Below are 23,583 nucleotides of genomic sequence, written 5' to 3' on the forward strand. Positions count from 1 at the left end.
CGATAGTAAAAAATGTGTATAGGGATATTATCATTGGATTTATTATAGCAAGTATCATATTAAATAATATTAAATTTATATACTGGCTATAGGATAAGTCTTTGTAGACTTTGCTAAAGTCTTCATAAAAATTGATATCCTTGGCATAAAAAAGCGCCTCAAGTGACGCTATTACTATTATTGCCAGCGATACTGCCATAATTTTCTTTAAGAAGATTTCATCTTCCTTTTTTCTTCTTGCTTTCATAAATGTAAGAAAAAGGCCAATTGCTTGGCCCCTTTTTCCTATCTTTAATTGAAGTTTGCCATCATTGATTCAAATGATGATTTTAGTTGGTTGTAAGCTTCTTCTTCGTTTGCAGGTTTTGTTGAGTTCCATGAAAGAACAGCGTTTTTGTATGTGTCCCAAACATCTCCCCATTCTCTAAATAGAGGTCTTGCTGGTGAGTTGTTGTAAGATTCGATTGTAGCTGAGATTATCTCTTTGTCTGAATCTGGAAGGTCGCTATCTTCATATGTTTTTGCTTCAACATTTTCTAGGATCTTGCCTGTAGCTTTGAATAGGTCTACTGCATATTCTGGGTTAACTATTTGTTTGATCATTTCTTCAGCTATAGCTGTTTTTGCTTCGTCGCCTTCGATACGAGCATTCATTGATAGTCCCCATCCACCTTGCCAGTGAGCAAGTGGTTTGCCTGCTAGGGTAATGTGACCTATTGGGCTGATTTTTAGGTTGCCTTCGCCAGCTTGTTCGCTAATTGTAGCTGCATCCCATGGACCACCTATACGAACAACGCCACCGTTGCCAGTTGTAAATGTTTCGTCGATGTATGCCCAACCAGCATCTGGGTCAAATAGTGGTGTGTTAGCTTCACTGTGTTTTTTCCAATATTCATATAGGCCCTTGAATGTTGCTTGTTTTTCTTCTTCAAGTTCTGAGAAGTCTTTGGTCATATCTGTAAATAATGCACCATCTTCACCCTTGCCAAGAAGTTCGATATTTGATGAGTTTGTTGCAGCTACACCATACCAAGCGTCAAATAGTGGGAATAGAACTGTTGATTCGTCAGCCACATCGTTGATTTCTATTGGATCGTCTGGATTAATTCCTTTTTCTTCAGCGTTTGCTGTGTTTACATAGGTGATTAGAGATTCGATATTGTATGGGAATGCAAAGTATTCTCCATCGATATTGAAGTTTCCGCCAATACCTTCATCAAAGTTATCCCATCCACCGATTTCTTCTTGTAGTTTTTGAGAATCAACTGCTGCTAGGATATCATTGCCTACAAGACCATAAAGTCTATCAGCTGGTATAGCAAAAAGATCAGCAACATCTTCGTTTGTAGCATCTGTAGAATCTATGATGTCAAGGTGGTCAAAAGCACCAATTGTCTTAAATTCTATCTCTGCATTTGGATATCTTTCCTTAACTCTTTCAGCTGCTTTTTCATAGTGTGGAAGCCAAGCTTCTTCTACTTGTACAGAAAGTTTGCCAGCAATATCTTCATTAACTTCTGCTGTTTCTGTTACTTCTGTATTTTCTCCTGCTTCTTTACTATCAGCTGGTGCGTCAGCTTTTTTGCCGCCACCGCAAGCTGTCAAAACAAAGGCAAGGCTTAGTGCCATAAAGCCTTTAATAGCATTTTTCATACAATTCCTCCTTAAAATGAAAACGTTATTGTACTGATATTATAAATAATATTGGGAAAATAGTCAATATCATATTTTAGTTTTGTTAATAAATTTTCATTTAAAAACCGTCATTTAGACGGTTTTCCTAATTAAGAACTATTCTATTGTTTGGGTCGCCATGTTTTCTTCTAGATCTTCTGCTGGCTTTTTTTCAATATTTTCAAAGTGAAGTTCTTCATCTTTTACACTAAGCTTTATTACAGCATCCCTATCTAGCTTGCCATCTAGGATATCTTCTGCAAGTCTATCTTCTATCATCTTTGTGATGTGGCGTTCTAGTGGTCTTGCTCCGTATTCGTCGTTGAAGCCTTCTTTGGCAAGAAGTTTTACTACCTCATCGTCATATTCTATGTCTATGTCGATGTTGTTTAGTCTCTCGCGAGTCTTATCTAGCATTAGACTTGTGATTTCTCCTATGTTTTCCTCGCTAAGTGGGTTAAACATTATCACCTCATCTAGCCTATTTAGAAACTCTGGAGCAAAGGCTTCTTTTACTTCGCCTTCTATGATTTCTTTGGTCCTGTCCTTATTTTTTTCTTCAACATTGCCAGTTTCAAAACCTATAGTTTGCTTTTGGTTAAGGCTTGATACGCCGACATTACTTGTCATAATAATGATAGTGTTTTTGAAGTCTACTGTGCGGCCTTGACCATCTGTAAGCCTACCATCATCTAGGATTTGTAGGAGTAGGTTGAAAATATCCGGATGAGCTTTTTCAATTTCATCAAAGAGTATTACAGAATAAGGGTGGTTTCTAACTTGCTCTGTTAGTTGTCCACCTTCTTCATAACCTACATATCCTGGAGGAGAACCCACTAGGCGGGATACGGCAAATTTTTCCATATATTCACTCATATCCATGCGGATTAGATGGTCTTCTGACCCAAAGATATTGGCTGCCAAAGTCTTTGCTAAGTAGGTTTTCCCAACACCTGTTGGCCCTACAAATATAAATGAACCTATTGGCTTTGATGGGTCCTTTAGCCCAACTCTAGCTCTTTTTATAGCATGGGCTACTGATTTTATGGCTTCATCTTGGCCTATGACAGTTCCTTTCATAGCTGTATCCAGATTTGCATATTTTTCTTTTTCATCTTCTGTAAGCTTTGTTACTGGAACCTTGGACCAGGATGCAACTATGCTTGCTATATCATCGTAGCCTATAAATTTGTTTGGCTTTTCCTTATTTTTCTTTTCTCTTTCTGCCTCTAGGTCAAATTTGGCTTGGTTTATGATATCTCTTAGTTCTGCGGCTTTTTCAAAGTCTTGGTCTCTGACTGCTTGTTCCTTTTGACCTATGAGTTCATCAATCCTATCTTCTGGCTTTTTGTCGGTTTCTTCTTCTTGGTAGGTTGTTATCCTAACCTTACTCATAGCCTCATCTATGACATCTATGGCCTTATCTGGCAGGTACCTATCGTTGATATACCTATCTGTTAGCTCAACTGCCGCATCTATGGCTTCATCGGTGATTTCCACACCGTGGTGGTCTTCATACTTATCCTTGATACCACGAATAATCTTTCTGCTATCTTCCAAGGATGGCTCGTCAACTTGGATTGGTTGCATACGGCGGGTTAGGGCTGAGTCTTTTTCTACGTATTTTCTGTATTCTTCTATAGTAGTTGCTCCAATTATTTGGATATCGCCCTTGGCAAGGATTGGTTTTAGAATATTTGCTGCATCCATTGATCCTTCTGCCGCACCTGCTCCAAGTACCATGTGGAATTCATCTATGAATAATATAACATCATCGTGATGTTCTAGCTCGTCAAAGAGTTTTTTGAGCCTATCTTCAAAGTCCCCACGGTATTTGGTTCCCGCTATCATTGATGCCATATCTAGGGATAAAACTTTCTTATTTGCCATGATTCTTGGCACTAGACCTGTTACTATCCTTTGGGCCAAACCTTCTGATATAGCTGTTTTACCCACTCCAGGCTCACCTATCAAGATAGGGTTGTTTTTTGTCCTACGCATTAGGATTTGGATAAGTCTTTCGATTTCCTTATCTCTTCCTATTACTGGATCGATTTTGCTTTTTTCTGCTTCCTTGTTGAGGTTTACAGCATATTTGGTCACATTTTCTGACAAGTCTTCGCTTTGTCCATCGTCCTTATTTTCTTCTTTTAATAAGGCCTTCAAATTGTTTTTTACTTGTTCTTTTTCTACTCCTGATAGCAAAAACATTATATTTGTAAGGCTATCGTCATCTGCAAGTATTGCAAATAGGACATTTTCTTCGCCAGCAGATACTGAACCATACCTTGTGGCATTGAGCCTTGCTAGTTCAAAGATTTGTCTGACTTTTTTGCTGTATTCTGTTGCAGGTCTGATTGCTTGACCCTTGCCAATGTTATTTATCACAACTTGGCGAAGCAGGTCGTAGTTTGCTCCTGCTTTTTCTAGGGCCTTTGTAGCAACAGAGCCTGTCTTCATAAGGGCAAGGAGCAAGTGTTCGCTACCTATATAATCGTGGTTTAAGGAGTAGCTTTCGCGCCTTGCTTGTTGGGTTAATTTGTTTAATCTGTTAGCTTCCATTGCCTCTCCTTCATATATGAGTTTAGAAACTCTATCCTTTGTGGGTCTTTCTTCCCCTTATATCTATCCTTAGTTAGGTTAAATATCAGATAATCTATCTCATTGTTGGTCAAATCTGTATTAAAACCTAAGTTGTTATATTTCTTTAGCCTATAAAGCTCTCTTGCAATAGTATTAAGCGATATGAGCTTGCCACTATTTAAGTTATTTAAAGAAATATTTATCTCTTCTATAATATCGTCATCAGAAATCTTATTTAATATTTGATAATCTCTTCTAAATCTTCTTTCATTTCTGACTAGACTATCAATATTTTCTCCCATTGTTTCAATGTATTGGTCCATATCTGGCCTGTAGTTGCCAAAGTTTTTGACCAAATATATATCATTGACATAAGAATCGTAATATTTTGGTATATATCTTGTGGCATACATGGCTTGGGTCATCATGGCTTGCTTGAATCCAAAATATGATTCTTCTGGATCAACTAGGCCAAATAGGAACATCTTAAGCCTTGCCTCGACCCCTGACCCAGCATTTCTAGCATCGCTTGTCAGGTAGCCATATTCTGGAGAAAAGGCAAATTCTATCTTTTCGTCCAATTCTTTTTCTACTGCCAAGGCTATCTTGTAAGCTTTTTTGATATTCATCTCAAAGTTTCTCACATTGATCCCTATATGGTCCCTGTCATTTATTGTTAATATATAATCATCTTTGAAAACTAGGGCAATTTGGGCAAGTTTACTATCGCAATCTTCTGACAATACCATATCATTTATAAGCTTATTTTTAGTATCATCGTCTATTTCTGCTAATAAAATCACTTCGCCAGGGTAGATTTCCTTTATCATATCCACTATCCTAAGGCTGTCGTCATAGGTAATAGTTGTTGGAAAATCAAAGCCCTTTATATTTCTTCTGATAGATATATTTGAGTTTAAAATGATATCTTTTGCGTATTCTATCAACTTTTCACCTTCATATTCAAGTCATCTATGCGTTCTTTTAAATCCGCTGCTTGTTCGTAATCTTCGGTCTCTACTGATTGTTTAAGTTTTTCTTGCAAAGTTTTGATTTCAAGAGCTACTTCCTTAAACTCCCTTTCTGCCTTTGGCATCTTGCCAGTGTAGGTATCAAAGTTGTTATAAGTTTTCAAAATCTTGTTGGTAAGTTTATCAGAAAGCTTGTAGCACTCGCTGCAGCCAAAGATTCCAGCCTTTATATTTGATTCTAAGTTACCACATTTTGGGCAAGTGTTTTGGTTTAAGCCTTCCATAAAATTAAAGGCATGGTTGTTCAAATTGTATTTATATTCATAATAATTATCTATAATATCATCCAGGCCAGGCACAAATTGTTGGAGTAAGGACTCTAAATTTGCACTGTTAAGGTTGATTTTGTGAAATTTACCATCAGAAACATCTTCTCCTGTAAATTCTGTATAGTGTTTTATACAGTCCTCACAAAGGTAGAAATTGTGTTCATAGCCATTTACTATAGCCTTAACACTGAGGCTGGCGTCTTTTCCGCATCTTTCACATTTCATAATTAACTCCTTGCTAGTACACTCAAAAGGATGTTTTTTATTATATCCGACCTAAGGTAATTTCTACTTTTTGCATCTATCATAGAAAGTGCCTTGTCACTTGTGGCATATTTTGCCATCAAAAATTCATCCCTGGTAAAGTACTTTTTCTTATATAAGTCCATGAACAAAATATCCGCGCTTGCTTCTGTCATTTGTTCATTTAAATTTTTTATCAAATAAGATATATAATCATCTTCTTCAACTATGGTAATGATCTTTATAAATCCATTGCCACCACGTTTGCTTTCTATTAGATACCCGTTATGAGGGGTAAATCTAGTAGATAAAACGTAATTTATTTGACTAGGTGCACAATCAAATTGCATGGCCAAATCATTTCTCCCAATCTCAAGCATACCGTCAGTTGATTCTTCCAGTAATGCCTTCAAAAATTTTTCTATATCAGATGTAAGACCTGCCATATATTCACCATCTTTCTTAAGTGTCTTATTCTACGTATTTAAAGGTCAATAAAAAAGTCTGACCTTTTGACTATCTCTGACCTTTCCTCTTTAAAAAATAGAATCAATAGATTCTTATTCTTATTTTACAATTCTCCATTAAATTTTCAAGCTAAAATTTTGCAAAAAAATAAAGGCTCCAGGGTTTCTCCTGGAGTCTTTAGCTTATATTATTTGTCTTCTTTTTTATTTGTGTAAGCTAATGTGCTTGCTGAACTAGCTAATAGTAGAGCAAGGCTAGAAATTCCCATAATACCTGTTTTTGGGTTCTTTGTACTAGCTTCTTTGTTTGTTACTGCAGCCTTTGTTTGTTTTTGTTGGCCTTGTTTAGTTGTTTTTGCTTTTTCAGTAACTTCTTTTTCGATTTCTTTGATAGCTTCTTGTTGGTCTTTGTCAAATTTGTAGTTTGGAAGCATAGCTAAAAGCTCTTCGCTTACTGCAAATGGCTTGCTGTGATCTCCATTTTCAATATAAGCTTTTACTTCGTCTCTAAATTTAGACATAATGTTATATACTTGATCTGCAAGGTCTATTGATATGTCTGTTGCTTTTTGGCCAGCTAGCTCTGGGTTTTCGCTTAGAAGTTTTAACATTTGTGCATCAACATCTTTTTGTTGGTCGATTATAGATTGTTGTACTTTTTCTATATAAGCTTGCATACCTGAATCTAGGTCTAGGTCATAATTTGACATACCAAGAGTGTTTAGTTCGTTGAATAAGCCGTTAAAGTTGTCATCGCCAACTTTTGTTACTTCTGGTTTATATTTTTCGTGAACATCGTTGATCATTGCAGCATAGTATGGAACGTAGATTGTGTATGATGCATCTGCGATTCCTAACCATTGTAGTGTTGCAAGTTCTTTTGGCATATTTTTACGTTGTTCTAGAACGTGAACTTCCATTTGGTTTTTGTTGCCGATTGGATAAATATTTTTATCTTTTGTAGAGTCGTATTGTGTTCCGATTCCTCTTTGTTTTAGGATGTTTAAAACTTCAAGAGTTGTAAGCTTTCTGTTGGCATCTCTAAACATATCTACGTTGCCAGATTCATTTGTGATATCTTCAACTTTTAGATCTTTTGTAAGTTCTGGATCTATATAGTTTAGTCCTTGCCAATATCTTGTTGCGCTTCCTTTTGCAACTTCTGCTGCATAAGTTCTTGTGATGTCGATATTGCCATTTTCATCTTTTACCAAGAAACCGTTTTTCTCAGCTAAGTTCATAAGGTCTTTTGAGTAGATAACATTTTCTGTATCGTTAAGGTCAACACCTCTCATTACGAACATATTTGGTTGTACAACTACTTTATCTTTTGGCATTTTGATAGCTATATATTGGTGGCCAGATAAGATATCCATGTGCCAAACTTCATTTCCATCACCGATCATTAGGGAGTTGTTTTCGCCAGCTCCGTGTTCATCTATGATTTTTGCTATATTTTCTATACCTTCTCTAGCAGTTTTAGATTGACCTAAGGTTACACTTTGTAGAGAAACTTCTGTAAATCCACCTTCTACTAGTGGGTCAGCTTCTTTTGCTTTTTCGTTATAATATGTGGAAACTGTTGCTGTCATTCCAACACCGTGTTCGTTGACACCAACTTCTCCATAAGCTTGACCAACTACATTGCCGTCTTGGTCAACTGGTTCTGGAGTCGCTTCATTTGAGTCTCTTATATAGGTATATTTGTAAGTTTCTTCTGGCATTTCCATTTCAAAACCATCGGCATCCTTGTACATTGTGCCTTTATCGTATTTCTTTTCTTCGGAAATACCAAAGATTTTGGTTTGATTGTCTGATAAGTCTTCACTTCTACCATAGTATGTACTACCGTTTTCAGACTCTTCACTTCCTACATATAGACCTGTACAAGCAAATACTGGTGTGGTCATTGAGAATACCAACATTGATGCTAGACCAATATTCATTATTTTATGAAACTTTTTCATTTTTCCTCCCTCAAAACTACTAATGATTTCGTTTTCATAGTTCTAATAAAAGTATAACAGTTGGAGAATTTTTGTCAACACATTATGAAATATTTATTCCAAAATTTTCGCATAAATGTATAATTAGCATTTTTTATTTATAAACATAAAAAGACTTCCAGGATAATCCCGAAAGTGAGCTAGACCACAAAATTAAGGTTAATTCAAAAAAAAAAAAAATGAATTAACATCTTACATAGATTTATATTTATGGCTGATTTGTTTTTTATATTATAAGACGTATAATGATATCGACTAAAAGAATAAAGTTCGACAATGTGAACGCACAAAAAGACTTCCAGGTTAAGCCTGGAAGTCTTAATACTATTACCTAGTTTGCATCAGAAAAGTCTGATTGATATTGTGGTGCAAAAGCTTCAAGTTCTGCTTTAATGTCTGCATCAGGGTTTGATAGGATTTGTTCAAGTGTTGATCCTATGTCGTTATATGCTTGTTGGCTACCTGGTGCAAGTGGTCTAGAGTATAGGTTTTTGGTTGCGTCAGCTAGAATTTTTGCTATAGCTGAGTCGCTATCTTTGTACTTGCTATCTTCAACAGCGCTTGTTCTTGCTGGCATATATCCAGTATCAAGAGCAAATTGGATTTGGCTTTCTTTTGATACTAAGAATTTCAAAAATTCAAATGCAGCTTTCTTTTGTTCGTCACTTGCATTTTCAAACATGTAGATATTTGTACCTTGTTGTACGCTTGATTCTGCTGGATAAGGTGCCGCTGCGTATTCAAATTTGCCTTCTACTCCATCTTTTACATAAACTTCACCAGCGTTTGAACCGATGTAAGCTCCTACTTGTTCATTAGCAAATGGGCCAGACATGTATTGGTCTGTTCCAGCTATTCTAAAGTATCCTTCCTTGATACCTTTTTGGTAGTAGTCCACAGCTTCTACTGATTTGTCGCCCGCTAGATCAAGATCTTGATCCATTTCTAGGCCATTGTTGTGCATATATGTTGCATAGTAGTTAGGAAGTGAGTCGAAACCAACTCCTGGTATGTCTTTTTCTTCCTTAATCTTTTTAGAAACTTCTTCTAGTTCTTCAAAAGTTGTTGGTACTTCAAGTCCTAGTTCGTCAAATAAAGTTTTGTTGTACCAGAAAACTTCTGTGGACTTGTTAAATGGAAGACCCATAATCTTGCCATCTGTCTCGATTTCTTCACGAACACCTGGAAGGATATCTTCGTAATCTTCTATGCCATTTTCACCCTTTACCATATCTGTAAGGTCTGCTACAAGGTCTGCGCTTTGGAATTGTAACATCCAGTCAGGATATGCTTGGGTAATGGTTGGCAAGTCTTGTGGTGATTGCATGGTTGCTACTAAGATTTGGTTTAGATCTCCGTAGTTACCTTGGTTTTGTAGGTTAACTTTGATATTTGGATTTTCTTCTTCAAATTGTTTTACCAATTTTTCCAAAGCTTCACCTTGGCCACCACCCATTGCATGCCAGAATACTATTTCTGTAGCCTCGCCTGATGCACTATCATCTGTCGCATCTTCTTCTTTGGCTTCTTCAGTATCTGCTGCTTGGTCAGCATTTTCTTCTTCTGTGCTTTCTGTACCTTCTGCACTTTCTTCTGTTTGTGTATTGGTCTCTGGAGCTTCTTTAGCTTCTTGGCCATTGTTTCCACAAGCAGTTAGAACAAATAGTGAGAGCATTAAGCTCATTAGTAATGAAGTAACTTTCTTTTTCATAAAATCTCCTTTTTTTCTTATCATTACACTTTTTTTATACCCATTAATTAAAATAATGCTAGCCTTTTAAACCACCATAGGCAACTCCCTCCAATATTTGCTTTCTAAATATGAAATATAGGATCAATATAGGAAGTATTGTTATAGTAGATGCAGCCATTTGCAAGTGAATATAAGATCCTGCCTCGGTTGCAAAGGCTGATAGACCATTACTTATCATCCTCATATTCTTTGTATTTGTTACAAGTATTGGCCACAAGAAAGAATTCCAACCTGCTATGAAATTTAGTAGGCCAATGGTAAATAAAGTTGATTTGGAAAGAGGAATCATAACTCTTCTTATAAATTCAAAATCACTTGCCCCGTCAACTTTTGCTGCATTGTAATAGTCCATTGGTATAGACCTTAAAAACTGTCTTAGATATATTATATAGAAGACACTTGCCAAGAAAGGCAAGATCAAGGCCCAATAGCTATCCAAGAGGGAAAGCTTGGCAATGGTTCTAAAGTTGGTAAAAACTATAATTTCAAAGGGAATCATAAGTAGGGATAGGAGAATATTTTCTATCCAATTTTTGTGTTTAAAGTTCAAAAAATTAATCGCAAAGGCTGCAAGCGTAGTAGTAGTAAGTGTTCCCAAAGTATTTATGAGGGTTACAAAGACTGTATTTAGGAAATATCTGCCAAAAGGAGCTACTTTCATAGCTTCTTTGAAGTTTTCTAATTGTGGACTTGCTGGCATTAGCTTTGGAGGTATGGCCGTCACTTCCTGGAAAGTCATCAAGGCTGATGAAATCATATAAAAGAAAGGAAAGAGTGTGACAATAGCCATTATTATAATAAAAATATATGAAATTACTTTTAATAACTTATTCATAAGCCACCTATTTTGTTAACCTTTCTATGATCTTTCTTTGTGCAAAAGTTAAAACCAAGAGCATCAAGAACAAAAGAACTGCTGCTGCCATGGCGTGTCCATAGCGATATTCTACATAAAACTTATTGTAAATATAAAAAACTGCTGTAACAAGCCTGTTGCCAACACCTGCCTTGCCATTAAATAGGGCAAAGACTCCAGCGTATATCTTGAATGCTTGGATAAAGCTTGTCAAAAATAAGAAAGTTATGATTTCCTTAAGCTCTGGCAAGGTAATCCTAAAAAACTGCTCGCTCTTAGTAGCACCAAAGGTCTCAGCAACCCTATAATAGTTCTTATCAATCCCACGAAGGCCTGCCAAAATTACAATTATGTTAAAGGCAAGAGCATTCCATACTCCAAATATGATTAGGGCTGGCATATTGTAGTCTCTGTTGTTTAGGAAATCATAAGGTCCTACGCCAAAAAATCCTAAAAAGTAATTTAAAAATCCATACTGGCCATTTAGTAGATATCTAAAAACAATACCTATTGCGATGACACTTGTAAGATAGGGGATAAAAAATATAGTTTCGAAAAACTTCGATCCCTTTACTTTTTCATAAAGTATTAAAGCAATGACCATTGAAATTATAAGCGAAATCGGCACCACGGTTACTGCGTAGATAAAGGTGTTTTTCATAGCTAGCTTAAATTGTGGGTCCCTTAAAACTATGGGATAGTTTGAAAGGCCTACAAATTTGGGATCTAGGATACTATTGGACTCAAGGGACATAAAAAAGGTCCTAAAAAGTGGATAAATAGTAAAAATCCCAATAAAAATTATGGATGGCAGTAGGTAGAGCCAAGCTCTAGGCGAATTTTCCGCCTTGTAAGATCCTTTCCCTTTCATTAGTAAACTCTCTTTCCATCTTCTTCAAATAGGTAGACTGACGAATAATCTATGGCAATTTTTATAATATCATCCTTTTCGATTTTTAGCTTAGAATCGGCTATCATCCTTGATGGAATGCCGTTTAAATTAAAGTGCAAGATCATATATCTACCTATCATTTCTATGTTATCGACTTTTACATTTATGCCATTGTCATCGAATTTGAAATGCTCTGGTCTGATACCTATGGTATAAGTTTCCTTCTTAAGTTCTTCCTTGAATCTCCCATGATCAAAGTCACTTATATCTAAGGAGAAATCTTTTGATATTAGCTTGCCATTTTGATATTCCATATCGTAGGTGTTTATAATTGGGTTCCCTATAAATTTGGCCACAAAAAGATTAGCTGGTTCCAAGTATAAGTTTTGTGGGATATCGTATTGTTGGATGACTCCCTCATCTATTAAGGCTATATAATCAGAAATTGATAGGGCCTCTTCCTGGTCGTGAGTTACAAATATTGTTGTGACTCCAACATCTTTTACTATATTACGGATCTCTTCACGAATAGATAGCCTTAGTCTAGCATCTAGGTTTGATAGAGGTTCGTCCATCAAAAGAGTCTTTGGATTTTGGACTAGGGCACGAGCAATGGCAACCCTCTGCTGTTGGCCACCAGAAAGTTGGGCAGGCTTTTTGTCCTTGTACTCCTTGATATAGGTAAGGTCCATGTACTTTTCTGCAACCTTGTTTGCTTCTTTTTGGCTAATCTTATTATCTCCAACTGTTAGAGGAAAAGTGATATTTTCCAGTACTGTCATGTGGGGATATAAGGCGTAGTTTTGGAAAACCATGCCAATATTCCTATCCTTTGGGTGTTTGTTTATTATAGACTGGCCGTCAAATAAAATATCTCCGCCAGTTGGGTCTAGGATTCCTGCAATAATATTTAAAATAGTAGATTTGCCACAACCCGAGGGGCCAAGCAGTGTTACAAGGGCTCCATCGGGTATTTCTAGGTCAATATCCTTTAGGGCTTCAAATCCATTTTCGTAAACTTTCTTCAAATCTTGAATCTCTATCATAATTTCCTCTGCTAATTTCCTTTATTTTTCTTTACTATATTCTATTTTATCAAACAAAGTAAAATGCTTGCAATAACTGGTCAAATATACCAATCCTGTTAAGATATACTTACCCTATATTAAGCTTAAAACCAAAAGGGGCTGTTGCAAAATAGATAAATCGTTCCTATATCATTCGAGCACCCTCCCAGAAAGTTTGGCCTCCCTAAGCCGGCGGGCTAAATCTCAAACTTTCTGGGAGTGCACTCCAATGATGGAACGATAGATATCTATCAATTTGCAACAGTCCCTTTACAAATTATTCTTTAGTTGTCACTATTTAAAAAGTCAATAGCGTATTGGGCATATGTTCCTGCACCGTTTGCTAGGGCAGATTCATCGATATTGAATCTTTCGTTGTGGTGAGGGTAGTCTGTGCCTAGGTCAGGATTTCTAGATCCTACAAAGCCAAAGCAACCTGGTTTGTTTTCAAGATAGTAGGAGAAGTCTTCCCCGCCAGTTGTCTTTTGCATATTTTTAAGTATGTCTTTGCCAGCGAATTTTTCTATTGCATTTGTAGCTATAGTTGAAGAAGCTTCATCATTGATTGTTGGCCCTAGTATATATTGGTAGTCAAGTTCGTATGTTGCTCCATAAGCATCACATACGCCCCCTATAACCCTTCTCATATCCTCTTCTATTCTAGCGCCGATTTCTCTTGAGAAATATCTATTGGTTCCTTCCATAGTAGCTTCGCCTGCTATGATATTAAATCTATTACCACTGTGGAAAGATCCAACAGTTACTGTCACTGAGTCAAGTGGAGAGTAGTTTCTTGCAACTAATTGTTGTAGGTTTTGAACAACTGCAGCTCCTACCACTACCGCATCTACTGTCTCATTTGGCAAGGAACCGTGGCCAGATTTTCCCTTTATAGTAATGGTAAATCTATCTGCAGCTGCCATCCTGTCTCCCGCTTCTACAGAAATCTTGCCTGTCTCTAATCCTGACCAAATGTGAGATCCATAGATGTTGTCTGTTTCTTCATACCAATTTCCTTGTCTAATCATATATTTGGCACCAAGACCAACTTCCTCAGCTGGTTGAAATATCAAATATACCTTGCCACAAAGCTCGTCTTTAACTTCGTTTAGTATCTTTGCTGCACCAAGAAGCATTGCCATATGAGAATCGTGACCACAAGCGTGCATCTTGCCTTCGTTCTGGGATTTGTACTCGACGTCATTTTTCTCGCCAACATTTAGGGCATCAATGTCTGCTCTTAAGGCAACAGTTTTGCCTGGCTTGCCACCTTGGATTATGCCAATTACCCCAGTTTTTGGTTCTTCTTCTGGTATTTGGTAAGGAATTCCCATTTTATCAAGTTCTTCTGCTATTCTCTTGGTAGTTTCAAACTCTTCAAAAGAAAGCTCAGGGTGCATATGGAAATATCTTCTCATTTCTATAATGTAATCTTCATTTTTACTAACTAATTCTTTTACGTTCATTCTATCTCCTTATAATATATCTTATATAGCAGGGCTAAGCATAGGTGCTAGGATTCCTGCTAATACAACAGAACCAATGGATACTGTAACAAATCCTGCTACTAACATTTTAGGCAAAATTTGCGATAATATCAACTCTCTATCTTCTTCGTTATCACTAACTCCCTTTGCAACTTCCTGGGAAACTACATAGGTTCCTGGAAAGCCAAAAAGAGCTGATAATCCAATGCCAAAGGCCATCCAAGGTCTGATTTTTAGGATTTTGCCGACAATTATGGACATGATGCCTATGCCTATAGTTCCTATGATCAAACAAACAGCTATAGGGACTAATATTTCAAAGACATCTTGTGGGCTAGCACCAGCAAGGCCACCGTAGATAACTGACATAAGGGCGCCCATCAAAAATCCAAATGAATTTCCTTTGTTAAGTGGCTCTCTTTCCAAAAATCCAATTTCAGCAAAGATAATACCAAACAAAAGTGCCATTACATTTTTGTCCACCCTTATTAGCGCATTTAAAATAAATACTCCCGTGTCAATTCCCTTAAGGGAATCTGAAAGAATAGTCGCAACAAAGGCTATCAATATGGTTTTTGCCAAATAATAATTTGCTGTTGCGTATTTTTCTGGCAGATGAAAAAATGACTTTTTACTATTTTCTTCCACAGCCTTATCTTCATCAAAGACCTCGCCTTCCCTTTTTAGTTCTAATATAGAATTAGCTTCCTTTCTAAGGCAAAAAGAGCAAAGTGGATAGCCGATAAAGCCTTGGACAACAACCAATATAGTTGCCATCAATTTCAAATCACTTCTGCCAATAGCTTCAGCTGACTCCGACATTTGTAGGCCAGCTATAACCCCACCTGATATAGGAGGAGCTGCAACTATAGCAGTTTCCCTACCCACTATAGGGCTTCCAATAGAAAAAAGCAAAATAACAATGCCGACTATCCCTCCAAAGGAAATCAAGACTGTCTTCCATTGACTTGCCAGTTGTTTGGTATTTAGCATAGATCCCATATGTACCAAAAGGCTTGTAATAGCTAGGGCCCCTGTGTCGTATAATAAAGAATCTTTAAAGAGTGTCTCTGGGATTCCTAGCCAAAATCCGGCCAAAAATATAACTGAGCATACAAAAAGAGATGGAACTATACTTTTTGTAGCTGCAGCTACTATATCACCAATCGTATAAACTATAAAAATAAATAATAATGCCAATAGAGCTTGCATATAATACTCCTTTCGTGCTTTTAATGGGTAAAGCGAAATAATATAAGGGTATTATATAGCTATGAATTTCTTTTGTCAATAATTATCAATTCTTTTGTATAAATTTTACTTTCTTAAAACAAATAAAAACCTACCACCAGGGTAGGTCGTGTATTTAGTCTCTATTTCTATTGCCAAAAAGTAGGAACAATCTTAGAAATTGTAGGGCTGTTGTAAGTGTTGCAGCGACATAGGTGTAGGCTGCAGCCTTTAGCATAGCCTTGGCATGGGCGTTTTCTTCACCGATTAGCATGCCAGATTCTTCTAGGACTTGTAGGGCCCTAGCACTCGCATTAAATTCCACTGGAAGTGTCACTATTTGAAAAACAAGAGTTAATGCAAATAGTACTAATCCTATGTTTAGTAGATTTTGTTTTGACAAAATCATTCCCAAAAAAATAACTGGAAAGCTTAGTTTGGATCCAAAGTTAACTGCTGGGACCAACCAGGACTTTATTTGCAAAGGCATATAGCCTTCCTTGTATTGGATGACGTGGCCCAATTCGTGAGCGGCAACAGCAACTGATGCTATAGAAGTATCTTTCATAGATTCTGGGGATAGTGCAACTTCCTTGGTCGCAGGGTTAAAATAATCCCCCATGGCATTATTTATTTGTTTGATTTTTATATCATTATAACCACGAGTATCTATGATGTAATCCGCAGCTTGTCTGCCTGTTATTTGTTTTTTCGTTTCTATCTTCGAATACTTGGCAAAAGCTTTTTGTACATTTGCCTGAGCTAGCATACTTATAACTATGCCAATAAGTACTAAAATATATGTTCTATCAAATCCATAATAATAAGGCATAAAGCACCTCCTTAACTTTATTATAAATTATACCCTTTATTTTTAATAATTTAAATATAGATTTAATCTTTCTAATATTTTACACCAATTTTACAAATTAATTTAGTTTTATTATGAAATATAGGGTATCTATTAGGCAAATATACTTAGGAGGAAAATTATGAGCGCAGGATGGATTATTTTAATAATTGTTATATTACTAGCTCTTATTGTAGTTGGTATTTATAATTCACTAGTTAAACAAAATGAAATGGTAGCAAATGCCATGAGCCAGATAGCAGCCCAACTTCAATCTAGGTGGGATGCCCTAAATAATCTTATAGATGCAACAAAAGATTATGCAAAATACGAGAGTGAAACTTTGGATAAAGTTACAAAAAATAGGACAGGAGTGAATAAAGATTCTAATCCGGCTGATGTAGCTCGCGAAGAATCAGAATTCAAAAATGCCCTTACAAAGGTTTACGCTGTAGCGGAAAATTATCCAGAATTAAAAGCAAGTGAAGTTTATAGGTCTACTATGGATTCCATAAACAAATACGAAGACAATGTACGCCATTCTCGTATGATTTATAACGACACAGTTACAAAATTCAACAGATATATCAAAAGCTTCCCACAAAATATTTTTGCAGGAATGTTTGGCTATAGCGAAAAAACATATTTTGAAAATGAGGCCGAAACTAACCAAGTTCCACGTTGGAATAAATAATTAGTCCCTTTAGGAGGCTAATAATGAAAAAACTTAGAAAAAACCTAGCAAGGATTTTTATCCTTGCTCTAATATTATTCTTTCCTCATATTGCCCATGCTAATGAGCTTCACAGTATCGATATCAATGTTGAAATCGATCAAAATGGTATAGGCCATGTGAAAGAAACTTGGCATACTAATGAGGAAAATGAAGAAGCAACAGAAAAATACAAGGTAATATCTGATTTAGAAGATATAAAAATCAGAAACTTCAAAGTAGAAAGTGACGACGGATCATGGCAAGAAGTAAGTCCTTGGAATATCGACGCTAGCTTTGACGATAAGGCCTACAAGTATGGCATAGTAGAAGATGGAGATAGAGTTGAACTTTGCTGGGGTATCACAAACTTTGGCGAAAATACCTACCATCTTTCCTACGATATCGATCCCCTTGTAGTAGGCCTTAACGACTACGATATGGTCTATTTTAGATTTATAAAAGAAAACTTAGACCCCCTACCAGATAAGATTTCCATTACTATCAAAGGACCAAATAGCTTTGATGATGAAGTTTTGATGTGGGGCTTTGGTTTTGAGGGCGATGTCCACAATGTAGATGGTGAAATCCTTGCAAAAAGTGATGGAGATGTCCAGTATGGCCAAGTTATGCTCCGCTTCCCAAAGGGAACTTTTGATACTTCCTACCATATAGACAAAGATTTTGATTTTTATGCAGATATGGCCCAAGAAGGATCTGATTATGGAAGCGCAGATGATGCTGGTGATTATGATGAGGATTATGAATATGGCGAATCTACACCCTTTAATCCTTTCCTATTTTTCTTAAGTGGAGCCTTATCTCTAATAGGGCCTTTTATTGGATTTATATTTTTTGCCTTAGCTATTAAATCCTTAAAGGGATCTAGTGATTACAAGATAATCAATAAAAAGCTTCTAAAAAAAGCAAATAAGTTCAAAGACCAATACTACAGGGATATCCCTTACGACGGACCTATAGAAGATACTTATCTCATAAGCCAAAACGCCAATGGTCTAAATATAAACTTTGAAAATTACATGACTGCATTTTTATTAAAGTGGGTTTATGGGGATGCTATAAGCTTTGGTGAAGAGGAAGAAAAAGTCTTATTTTTTGATACAAAATCCTCATATATTACCATAAATCATGAACCTACAAATATGAGCAAAGTGGAAAGTAAATTCTTTGATGTCCTACAAAGAAGTGAAGAATACACAGATGACGGGAAGATCAAACAAAAACACATAGAGAAGTTTATCAAGAAAAACGAAAGTTTTATGGAAGATTATTTCGAAAGTTTTAGCGAAAACTCCCTAGACCAACTGGTAGACCGTGGATATTTAATAAATAATAAGAAAAAGAAAGCTTTATCAAGCAAGTTCAACAACAAAATTACTATCACAGATAGTGGTATCGACCTATACGAAAACTTTATTAAATTTAAGAACTACCTAGAGGACTATTCTCTAATCGAAGAAAGAGATATAAACGAAGTCAAACTTTGGGATGGCTTTATGATTTATGCAGCTATTTATGGCATAAGCAAGAAAGTTTACAGTAATTTTACCGAAGTTTATCCAGAGTATGAGAATATGAGTGCCTTTGACTTTTACATGATATCAAATATTACTTCATACTCATCTGGAATTAGTTCAGCTGCATCAAGCAACCTCTCAAGCTTTGAGTCAAGCGGCTTTGGCGGATCATCATCCTTTGGTGGTGGTGGCGGAAGCTTTGGCGGAGGATCTGGAGGTTCTGGCGGAGGTAGTAGGTAAAAATAAACACAGAAAAAGAGCTAGATGTCTAGCTCTTTTTCATTTAGAAAAGAATAAGTTAGTCCTAGTTTTCTAAGGGAAAACTATAAGGAATTAATAATGAAAAACCTAGCTATTTAATAGCTAACTATATTATAGCACAGATAAAAAAATATGCAAACATTTTCTTAAGATTATTTTTCAATTAACTCCTCTTTGCAAAATCAAATTTCAATATAGGCTTTAAATTTGCTTTTCAAGTTCTTTAGCGTTTTCACTGGTGCCTATTAAAACTAGGATGTCATTTTCTTCGATTTCTAGGCTAGGATCAAAGTCTATTATCATTGCCCCATCTCTTTCGAAGGCCACAACATTCATCTGATACTCTTTTCTAAAGTCTAAGTCTATCAAGTTTTTGCCTAACCATGACTTGTGAGCTTTGACTTCTATAATAGAAAACTCATCTGAAAACTCAATTACTTCTAATAAGTTAGGTCCTACAAGAGACCTTGCAAGTCTTTCAGCTGTATCTGCTTCCGGAAAAACAATATAGTCTGCCCCGATTTTTTCTAAAATCCTGGCATGAGATTCACTTGAAGCCTTTGCTATGACTTGGTTAATCCCGCTATCCTTACAAATTAGTGTAGCCTCTATAGAAGCTTCTAGGTCTGAACCAGTTGCAATTATTGCTGCATCGTAATTATTGATACCAAGAGATTTAAGGGCTACTTCTTCTGTAATATCTGCTTGAACAGAGCTTGATACCAAGCTTGCTATTTTTTCTACTGTTTTATAGTTCGAATCAACCGCAGTAACATAGGCCCCCTTTTGAGCTAGTCTTGTAGCTACTGCATAGCCAAATCTGCCAAGGCCTAAAACAATTATATTTCTTTGCATAAATTCCTCCTAACCTATGCTTATAAATCCTTCTGGATATCTTATCATTCTTACATCTGACTTTAGGCCAAATGATAGGGCCATAGTCATTGGACCAATTCTTCCTAAGTACATACAAAGGGTAATCAAAATCTTTGATGCTGCAGAAAGCTTATCTGTGATGCCAAGAGTCGCCCCTACTGTACCCAAAGCTGAAGCTGTTTCATACAAGATGTCTATAAAGGCAAAGTCTTCTATAGCCGCTATTACAAAGCTTACAAATATAACTATAGATAGGGAAATCACAAATATAGACAAGGCTTTTTTTATGGTATCATCGCTTATCCTTATCTTGAAAACGATAGGTTCCTTTTCATTTTTTATTACAGAAATGACCGCAAGAATCAATACTACAAAGGTAGTTGTCTTGATACCACCAGCTGTAGATCCAGGCGATCCTCCGATAAACATAAGACTTATCAATAATATGGCTGTAGAGTCGTTAATCTTTGATAAATCTGCTGAGTAAAATCCTGCTGTCCTTGCAGATACAGATTGGAAAAACGAAATCAAAACTCCATCTCCTATAGTCTCATTGTTCAAAACTCCACCCTTTAATGATTCAAGTATAAAAAATCCCAAGGCCCCCACCAATATTAGCCCTGCATTTGTCAATAATACTAATTTAGAATGGGTTGAAATGCTTTTAAAATGTCTCTTATAATAAATTTCACTTGTCACCATAAAGCCCAAGCCACCAATTATAACTAAGGACATGATAGTTATATTGACTAGATAATCGCCCCTAAGTGGATATATGGAGTCACCCAAGATATCAAAACCTGCATTGCAAAAAGCAGATATGGAGTGAAATACCGAAAACCAAATCCCCTTTCCAAGGCCATAAGTCGGCACAAATCTTATAGCAAGAAATAAAGCTCCAAGACTTTCTACTGCTAGGGTAAAACCTAGTACATATCTAAAGAGTCGGATTACTCCTTCCATACTTTCTATATTTAGTTGTTCCTTTAGTATAAGTCTTGTTTTAATTCCAATCTTTTTTCTCAAAATCAAGGGAATGATAGAAGCAAGTGTCATTATACCAAGACCACCGATTTGTATCAGGATTATTAATACAACTTGGCCTAGACTATTCCAATGTTCAGCTGTATTTACCGGACTTAGGCCAGTAACACAAGATGCACTAGCTGCTATAAAAATTGCGTCTATTGGATTTGTTGGATTGCCTGACCTTGTTACAAAAGGAGTCGACAAGATCAAAGCACCTATGCTAATTAGAATAAAAAATCCTAGAGTTAGTATCAAAGGTGGACTCTCACTTAACCTATCTAAGAATTTCTCATTATATTTATTTTTCATTTACACGCCTTCCTTGAACAATAAAAGCCCACAAAATAAGTTTTGAGGGCTTAAGTCTAATGAAATTTTACGCCTCGTTTATCCAAAGTCAATAGATATTGATAAATATTTTTTTAAATCTTTAAGCATTGAAATTTAAAGCTTATTTGTAGGTAAAAATCACTTTGTTCTTCGAAAAAACATCAGCCAATTCGCTTTTCTTTTCCTTTTTGTACCTTTGGATGTCTATAGTCATTTTCCCCTTTATTTTTATAGGATATTGGAGATAGTCACCATCATCCATCACCTTGATTGGATTTATCTTATCAAAGTCAATCTCACGCACTAACATATAGGTGTTACCGATGACATTTATGCCATTTTTTGTAATGCCTCTGGCCCATCTAGAAGTAAATATATAAAATAATATACAGATCGCCATAATTATTGAATTTCTAAGATCTGACTTCATCAAACGAGATACTATCATAAAGAGTGTACCTACAAATATGAGTATTGCCATATCCATTTTATTAATTCCAGGCCTTATTATAACTTTTTTGCCTATATATAAATTTACAAAGCCAAGGGCTATCAAAATTCCCATAATTATGTATACCATAAATTCCTCCTAATCATCAAAGCTTTCTACCATTATATAATAAATTGCTCTAAGAGGGTATAAAAATAATGAAATAAGTTCTTTCAAAGGAGATAAAATGAGAAAGTTTAAAAGAATTTTTAGCTCTATCTTACTAATTATACTTATACCAACATCCGTTCTCGCAGATAGCTTTAAGTACATAAATTTAGATGTAAATATAGATAAAAACGGCAAAGCTTCTGTAAGTGAAGAGTGGAAAATTGACGAAAGAGACAATGATTATAGTGAAAGATACAAGAGAATAGAAAATCTTAAGGGCATAAAAATCGAAAATTTTAAGGCAAGCCTCAATGGCCAAGAATTTAGCGAAAAAGAGCCTTGGAATGTAGATGAGAACTTTGATCAAAAGACCTTCTACTATGGCAGAAACGATTCTGATGACGCTGTTGAACTTTGTTGGGGTATCTCAGAACGCGGTGAGAATAATACATATAAAATCTCTTATGATATAAATCCAATAATCATAGGCCTTAATGATAGCGATATGCTGTTTTTCAAATTTGTAGGCTCAGACTTTGACCCCAAGCCTGAAAAGGTAAATGTCAAGATCAATTCCTATGATCCCATAGATAAAGATGTAAAGATGTGGGGTTTTGGCTTTGAGGGAGATATTAAGAATGATAATGGCTCTATCACAGCAAATTCCACTGGTGACGTTGACAATGTAAATATTATGTTAAAATTTCCTAAGGGAACATTTGCCACAAGCTACACAGAAGATAAGTCCTTCAAAGACTATGCCAACCAAGCTGTCGAAGGAAGCGACTGGGAAGATAATGAAGGTGCAGTTCAAAAAGATGATTTCGGTCCAAAAGAATTCCTACTTGTCCTCCTAGGTATAGGGATAATGATTGGGATAGTAGTTGCAATAGTTAGTAAAATCGCAAAAAACAGTCCGACTTACATAGCCAATCTAAAAGAGCTTCCAAAAAAGAAAGCTCTTAAAGACTATAGATATAGTGATATACCATATGATGGCAACTTGGAAGACTTGTATTTGATTGCTGTTAATGCCTATCCATTTAGTCAAAATGTCGATACTTTTATTAATGCTTTCTTCCTAAAGTGGATAAATGACGGTGCAATTTCTTATTTTGAACGAGACAATGGAGCAATCTTAAAAGAAACAATCAAAAAAGATAAAACTGGCGAAATAATTATAAGACACAGGCCAGAAAATATGGGTCAAACAGAGCACAAAGTATTTACTGTATTAGAAAATATAGGAAAAGAAAATTCCAAAGGAAAGATTACAGAAAAGTCTCTCAAGAAGTATTTGAAAGAAAATAACAAAGAGCTTGATAAATTGTCAAAAGAATTAGCCGAAAATTCTAAAAAAGCCTTGGAAAAAGCAGGCTACCTAGAAATAATAAGAGGAAATAAACATGACCAAACAATTTTAAGTCAAAAAGGCAAAGACCTATACAAAAATTATATCGGATTTAATAACTATCTAGAAAACTACAATGACATAGAAAATATTAAGGATACAAAGACTTTGGATAAGTTCTTAATCTATGCAGCTATATTTGGAATAACAAAAAAAGTTTATAAGAGCTTTAATAAAGCATACTCAGACTACAGCTTTAACAATTTATACACCTACACCTATTTGAACAACATCCACACATTTTCATCCTATGCTTCTGGAAATGGAGAGAGCTTTAGTTCAGCAGGAAGTGGTGGATCAACTTCCTTTGGCGGAGGTGCTGGAGATTTTGGTGGAGGAGGTGGTGGCGGCCGCTAATCTTCCACTTTCTGAAATTTTTATGATAACTTGCATTATACACGCTAAAAAATATTATAA

19 protein-coding genes are annotated in these 23,583 nt (G+C 35.9%); 3 read left to right on the forward strand and 16 right to left on the reverse strand.

Annotated elements, in window-relative coordinates:
* Positions 1–291 precede the first annotated feature (291 nt).
* From QNH69_RS01695 to QNH69_RS01755, 13 genes are all read right to left on the reverse strand, one after another.
* Entirely contained in the window at positions 292–1,653 is a 1,362-nt protein-coding gene (locus QNH69_RS01695) for a sugar ABC transporter substrate-binding protein (RefSeq protein WP_282928895.1), read from the reverse strand.
* A 138-nt stretch (positions 1,654–1,791) separates the two neighbouring features.
* Positions 1,792–4,236, reverse strand: a complete 2,445-nt coding sequence (locus QNH69_RS01700) for an ATP-dependent Clp protease ATP-binding subunit (protein WP_282928896.1) — start codon at positions 4,234–4,236, stop codon at positions 1,792–1,794.
* Positions 4,218–5,204, reverse strand: coding sequence for an ATP--guanido phosphotransferase (locus QNH69_RS01705; RefSeq protein ID WP_282928897.1), 987 nt, complete (start codon positions 5,202–5,204; stop codon positions 4,218–4,220). Before QNH69_RS01705 ends, QNH69_RS01700 begins: the two co-directional genes overlap by 19 nt.
* Complete coding sequence (locus QNH69_RS01710; RefSeq protein WP_282928898.1) at positions 5,201–5,782, reverse strand: UvrB/UvrC motif-containing protein; 582 nt, start codon at positions 5,780–5,782, stop codon at positions 5,201–5,203. The genes QNH69_RS01705 and QNH69_RS01710 overlap by 4 nt, the downstream gene beginning before the upstream one ends.
* Before the next feature lie 2 nt (positions 5,783–5,784).
* A complete protein-coding gene (locus QNH69_RS01715; protein ID WP_282928899.1) occupies positions 5,785–6,246 on the reverse strand; it encodes a CtsR family transcriptional regulator in 462 nt (153 codons plus the stop codon).
* Between the two features lie 209 nt (positions 6,247–6,455).
* A complete protein-coding gene (locus tag QNH69_RS01720) occupies positions 6,456–8,234 on the reverse strand; it encodes a C69 family dipeptidase (protein WP_282928900.1) in 1,779 nt (592 codons plus the stop codon).
* Positions 8,235–8,604: 370 nt separating this feature from the next.
* Positions 8,605–9,984: an ABC transporter substrate-binding protein gene (locus QNH69_RS01725; RefSeq protein ID WP_282928901.1), complete on the reverse strand. Its 1,380-nt coding sequence runs from the start codon at positions 9,982–9,984 to the stop codon at positions 8,605–8,607.
* Between the two features lie 58 nt (positions 9,985–10,042).
* Positions 10,043–10,861 carry a carbohydrate ABC transporter permease gene (locus QNH69_RS01730; RefSeq protein ID WP_282928902.1) on the reverse strand — a complete coding sequence of 273 codons (819 nt, stop codon included), beginning with the start codon at positions 10,859–10,861 and terminating at the stop codon, positions 10,043–10,045.
* A 7-nt stretch (positions 10,862–10,868) separates the two neighbouring features.
* Positions 10,869–11,753, reverse strand: a complete 885-nt coding sequence (locus QNH69_RS01735) for a sugar ABC transporter permease (RefSeq protein WP_282928903.1) — start codon at positions 11,751–11,753, stop codon at positions 10,869–10,871.
* Positions 11,753–12,820: an ABC transporter ATP-binding protein gene (locus tag QNH69_RS01740; RefSeq protein WP_282928904.1), complete on the reverse strand. Its 1,068-nt coding sequence runs from the start codon at positions 12,818–12,820 to the stop codon at positions 11,753–11,755. The genes QNH69_RS01735 and QNH69_RS01740 overlap by 1 nt, the downstream gene beginning before the upstream one ends.
* A 305-nt stretch (positions 12,821–13,125) precedes the next feature.
* Positions 13,126–14,307: an amidohydrolase gene (locus tag QNH69_RS01745; protein ID WP_282928905.1), complete on the reverse strand. Its 1,182-nt coding sequence runs from the start codon at positions 14,305–14,307 to the stop codon at positions 13,126–13,128.
* A 21-nt stretch (positions 14,308–14,328) separates the two neighbouring features.
* Positions 14,329–15,540 carry a hypothetical protein gene (locus QNH69_RS01750; protein ID WP_282928906.1) on the reverse strand — a complete coding sequence of 404 codons (1,212 nt, stop codon included), beginning with the start codon at positions 15,538–15,540 and terminating at the stop codon, positions 14,329–14,331.
* 154 nt (positions 15,541–15,694) lie between these two features.
* Positions 15,695–16,390, reverse strand: a complete 696-nt coding sequence (locus QNH69_RS01755) for a zinc metallopeptidase (protein ID WP_282928907.1) — start codon at positions 16,388–16,390, stop codon at positions 15,695–15,697.
* Positions 16,391–16,550: 160 nt separating this feature from the next.
* On the opposite strand from QNH69_RS01755, the gene QNH69_RS01760 reads away from it, so the two are divergent.
* On the forward strand, positions 16,551–17,102 hold the full coding sequence (locus QNH69_RS01760; RefSeq protein ID WP_282928908.1) for a LemA family protein: 552 nt from the start codon (positions 16,551–16,553) through the stop codon (positions 17,100–17,102).
* A gap of 23 nt (positions 17,103–17,125) precedes the next feature.
* Positions 17,126–18,898 carry a DUF2207 domain-containing protein gene (locus QNH69_RS01765; RefSeq protein WP_282928909.1) on the forward strand — a complete coding sequence of 591 codons (1,773 nt, stop codon included), beginning with the start codon at positions 17,126–17,128 and terminating at the stop codon, positions 18,896–18,898.
* A 222-nt stretch (positions 18,899–19,120) separates the two neighbouring features.
* Here QNH69_RS01765 and QNH69_RS01770 read toward each other — a convergent pair whose 3' ends face one another.
* From QNH69_RS01770 to QNH69_RS01780, 3 genes are all read right to left on the reverse strand, one after another.
* Complete coding sequence (locus tag QNH69_RS01770) at positions 19,121–19,774, reverse strand: TrkA family potassium uptake protein (RefSeq protein ID WP_282928910.1); 654 nt, start codon at positions 19,772–19,774, stop codon at positions 19,121–19,123.
* A gap of 9 nt (positions 19,775–19,783) precedes the next feature.
* Positions 19,784–21,133 carry a TrkH family potassium uptake protein gene (locus tag QNH69_RS01775; protein WP_282928911.1) on the reverse strand — a complete coding sequence of 450 codons (1,350 nt, stop codon included), beginning with the start codon at positions 21,131–21,133 and terminating at the stop codon, positions 19,784–19,786.
* 142 nt (positions 21,134–21,275) lie between these two features.
* A complete protein-coding gene (locus tag QNH69_RS01780) occupies positions 21,276–21,734 on the reverse strand; it encodes a hypothetical protein (RefSeq protein WP_282928912.1) in 459 nt (152 codons plus the stop codon).
* Between the two features lie 97 nt (positions 21,735–21,831).
* Between QNH69_RS01780 and QNH69_RS01785 the strand changes: the two genes are divergently transcribed.
* On the forward strand, positions 21,832–23,523 hold the full coding sequence (locus QNH69_RS01785) for a DUF2207 domain-containing protein (RefSeq protein WP_282928913.1): 1,692 nt from the start codon (positions 21,832–21,834) through the stop codon (positions 23,521–23,523).
* Positions 23,524–23,583 lie beyond the last annotated feature (60 nt).

The organism is Anaerococcus sp. Marseille-Q7828 (assembly GCF_949769285.1).
Classification (GTDB): Bacteria; Bacillota; Clostridia; order Tissierellales; family Peptoniphilaceae; genus Anaerococcus.

What these genes read in the sequence shown, in the direction of transcription:
- QNH69_RS01695 (WP_282928895.1), bottom strand. Translation starts at nt 1,653, where the DNA reads ATGAAAAATGCTATTAAAGGCTTTATGGCACTAAGCCTTGCCTTTGTT.
- QNH69_RS01700 (WP_282928896.1), bottom strand. Translation starts at nt 4,236, where the DNA reads ATGGAAGCTAACAGATTAAACAAATTAACCCAACAAGCAAGGCGCGAA.
- QNH69_RS01710 (WP_282928898.1), bottom strand. Translation starts at nt 5,782, where the DNA reads ATGAAATGTGAAAGATGCGGAAAAGACGCCAGCCTCAGTGTTAAGGCT.
- QNH69_RS01715 (WP_282928899.1), bottom strand. Translation starts at nt 6,246, where the DNA reads ATGGCAGGTCTTACATCTGATATAGAAAAATTTTTGAAGGCATTACTG.
- QNH69_RS01720 (WP_282928900.1), bottom strand. Translation starts at nt 8,234, where the DNA reads ATGAAAAAGTTTCATAAAATAATGAATATTGGTCTAGCATCAATGTTG.
- QNH69_RS01725 (WP_282928901.1), bottom strand. Translation starts at nt 9,984, where the DNA reads ATGAAAAAGAAAGTTACTTCATTACTAATGAGCTTAATGCTCTCACTA.
- QNH69_RS01730 (WP_282928902.1), bottom strand. Translation starts at nt 10,861, where the DNA reads ATGAATAAGTTATTAAAAGTAATTTCATATATTTTTATTATAATAATG.
- QNH69_RS01735 (WP_282928903.1), bottom strand. Translation starts at nt 11,753, where the DNA reads ATGAAAGGGAAAGGATCTTACAAGGCGGAAAATTCGCCTAGAGCTTGG.
- QNH69_RS01740 (WP_282928904.1), bottom strand. Translation starts at nt 12,820, where the DNA reads ATGATAGAGATTCAAGATTTGAAGAAAGTTTACGAAAATGGATTTGAA.
- QNH69_RS01745 (WP_282928905.1), bottom strand. Translation starts at nt 14,307, where the DNA reads ATGAACGTAAAAGAATTAGTTAGTAAAAATGAAGATTACATTATAGAA.
- QNH69_RS01750 (WP_282928906.1), bottom strand. Translation starts at nt 15,540, where the DNA reads ATGCAAGCTCTATTGGCATTATTATTTATTTTTATAGTTTATACGATT.
- QNH69_RS01755 (WP_282928907.1), bottom strand. Translation starts at nt 16,390, where the DNA reads ATGCCTTATTATTATGGATTTGATAGAACATATATTTTAGTACTTATT.
- QNH69_RS01760 (WP_282928908.1), top strand. Translation starts at nt 16,551, where the DNA reads ATGAGCGCAGGATGGATTATTTTAATAATTGTTATATTACTAGCTCTT.
- QNH69_RS01765 (WP_282928909.1), top strand. Translation starts at nt 17,126, where the DNA reads ATGAAAAAACTTAGAAAAAACCTAGCAAGGATTTTTATCCTTGCTCTA.
- QNH69_RS01770 (WP_282928910.1), bottom strand. Translation starts at nt 19,774, where the DNA reads ATGCAAAGAAATATAATTGTTTTAGGCCTTGGCAGATTTGGCTATGCA.
- QNH69_RS01775 (WP_282928911.1), bottom strand. Translation starts at nt 21,133, where the DNA reads ATGAAAAATAAATATAATGAGAAATTCTTAGATAGGTTAAGTGAGAGT.
- QNH69_RS01780 (WP_282928912.1), bottom strand. Translation starts at nt 21,734, where the DNA reads ATGGTATACATAATTATGGGAATTTTGATAGCCCTTGGCTTTGTAAAT.
- QNH69_RS01785 (WP_282928913.1), top strand. Translation starts at nt 21,832, where the DNA reads ATGAGAAAGTTTAAAAGAATTTTTAGCTCTATCTTACTAATTATACTT.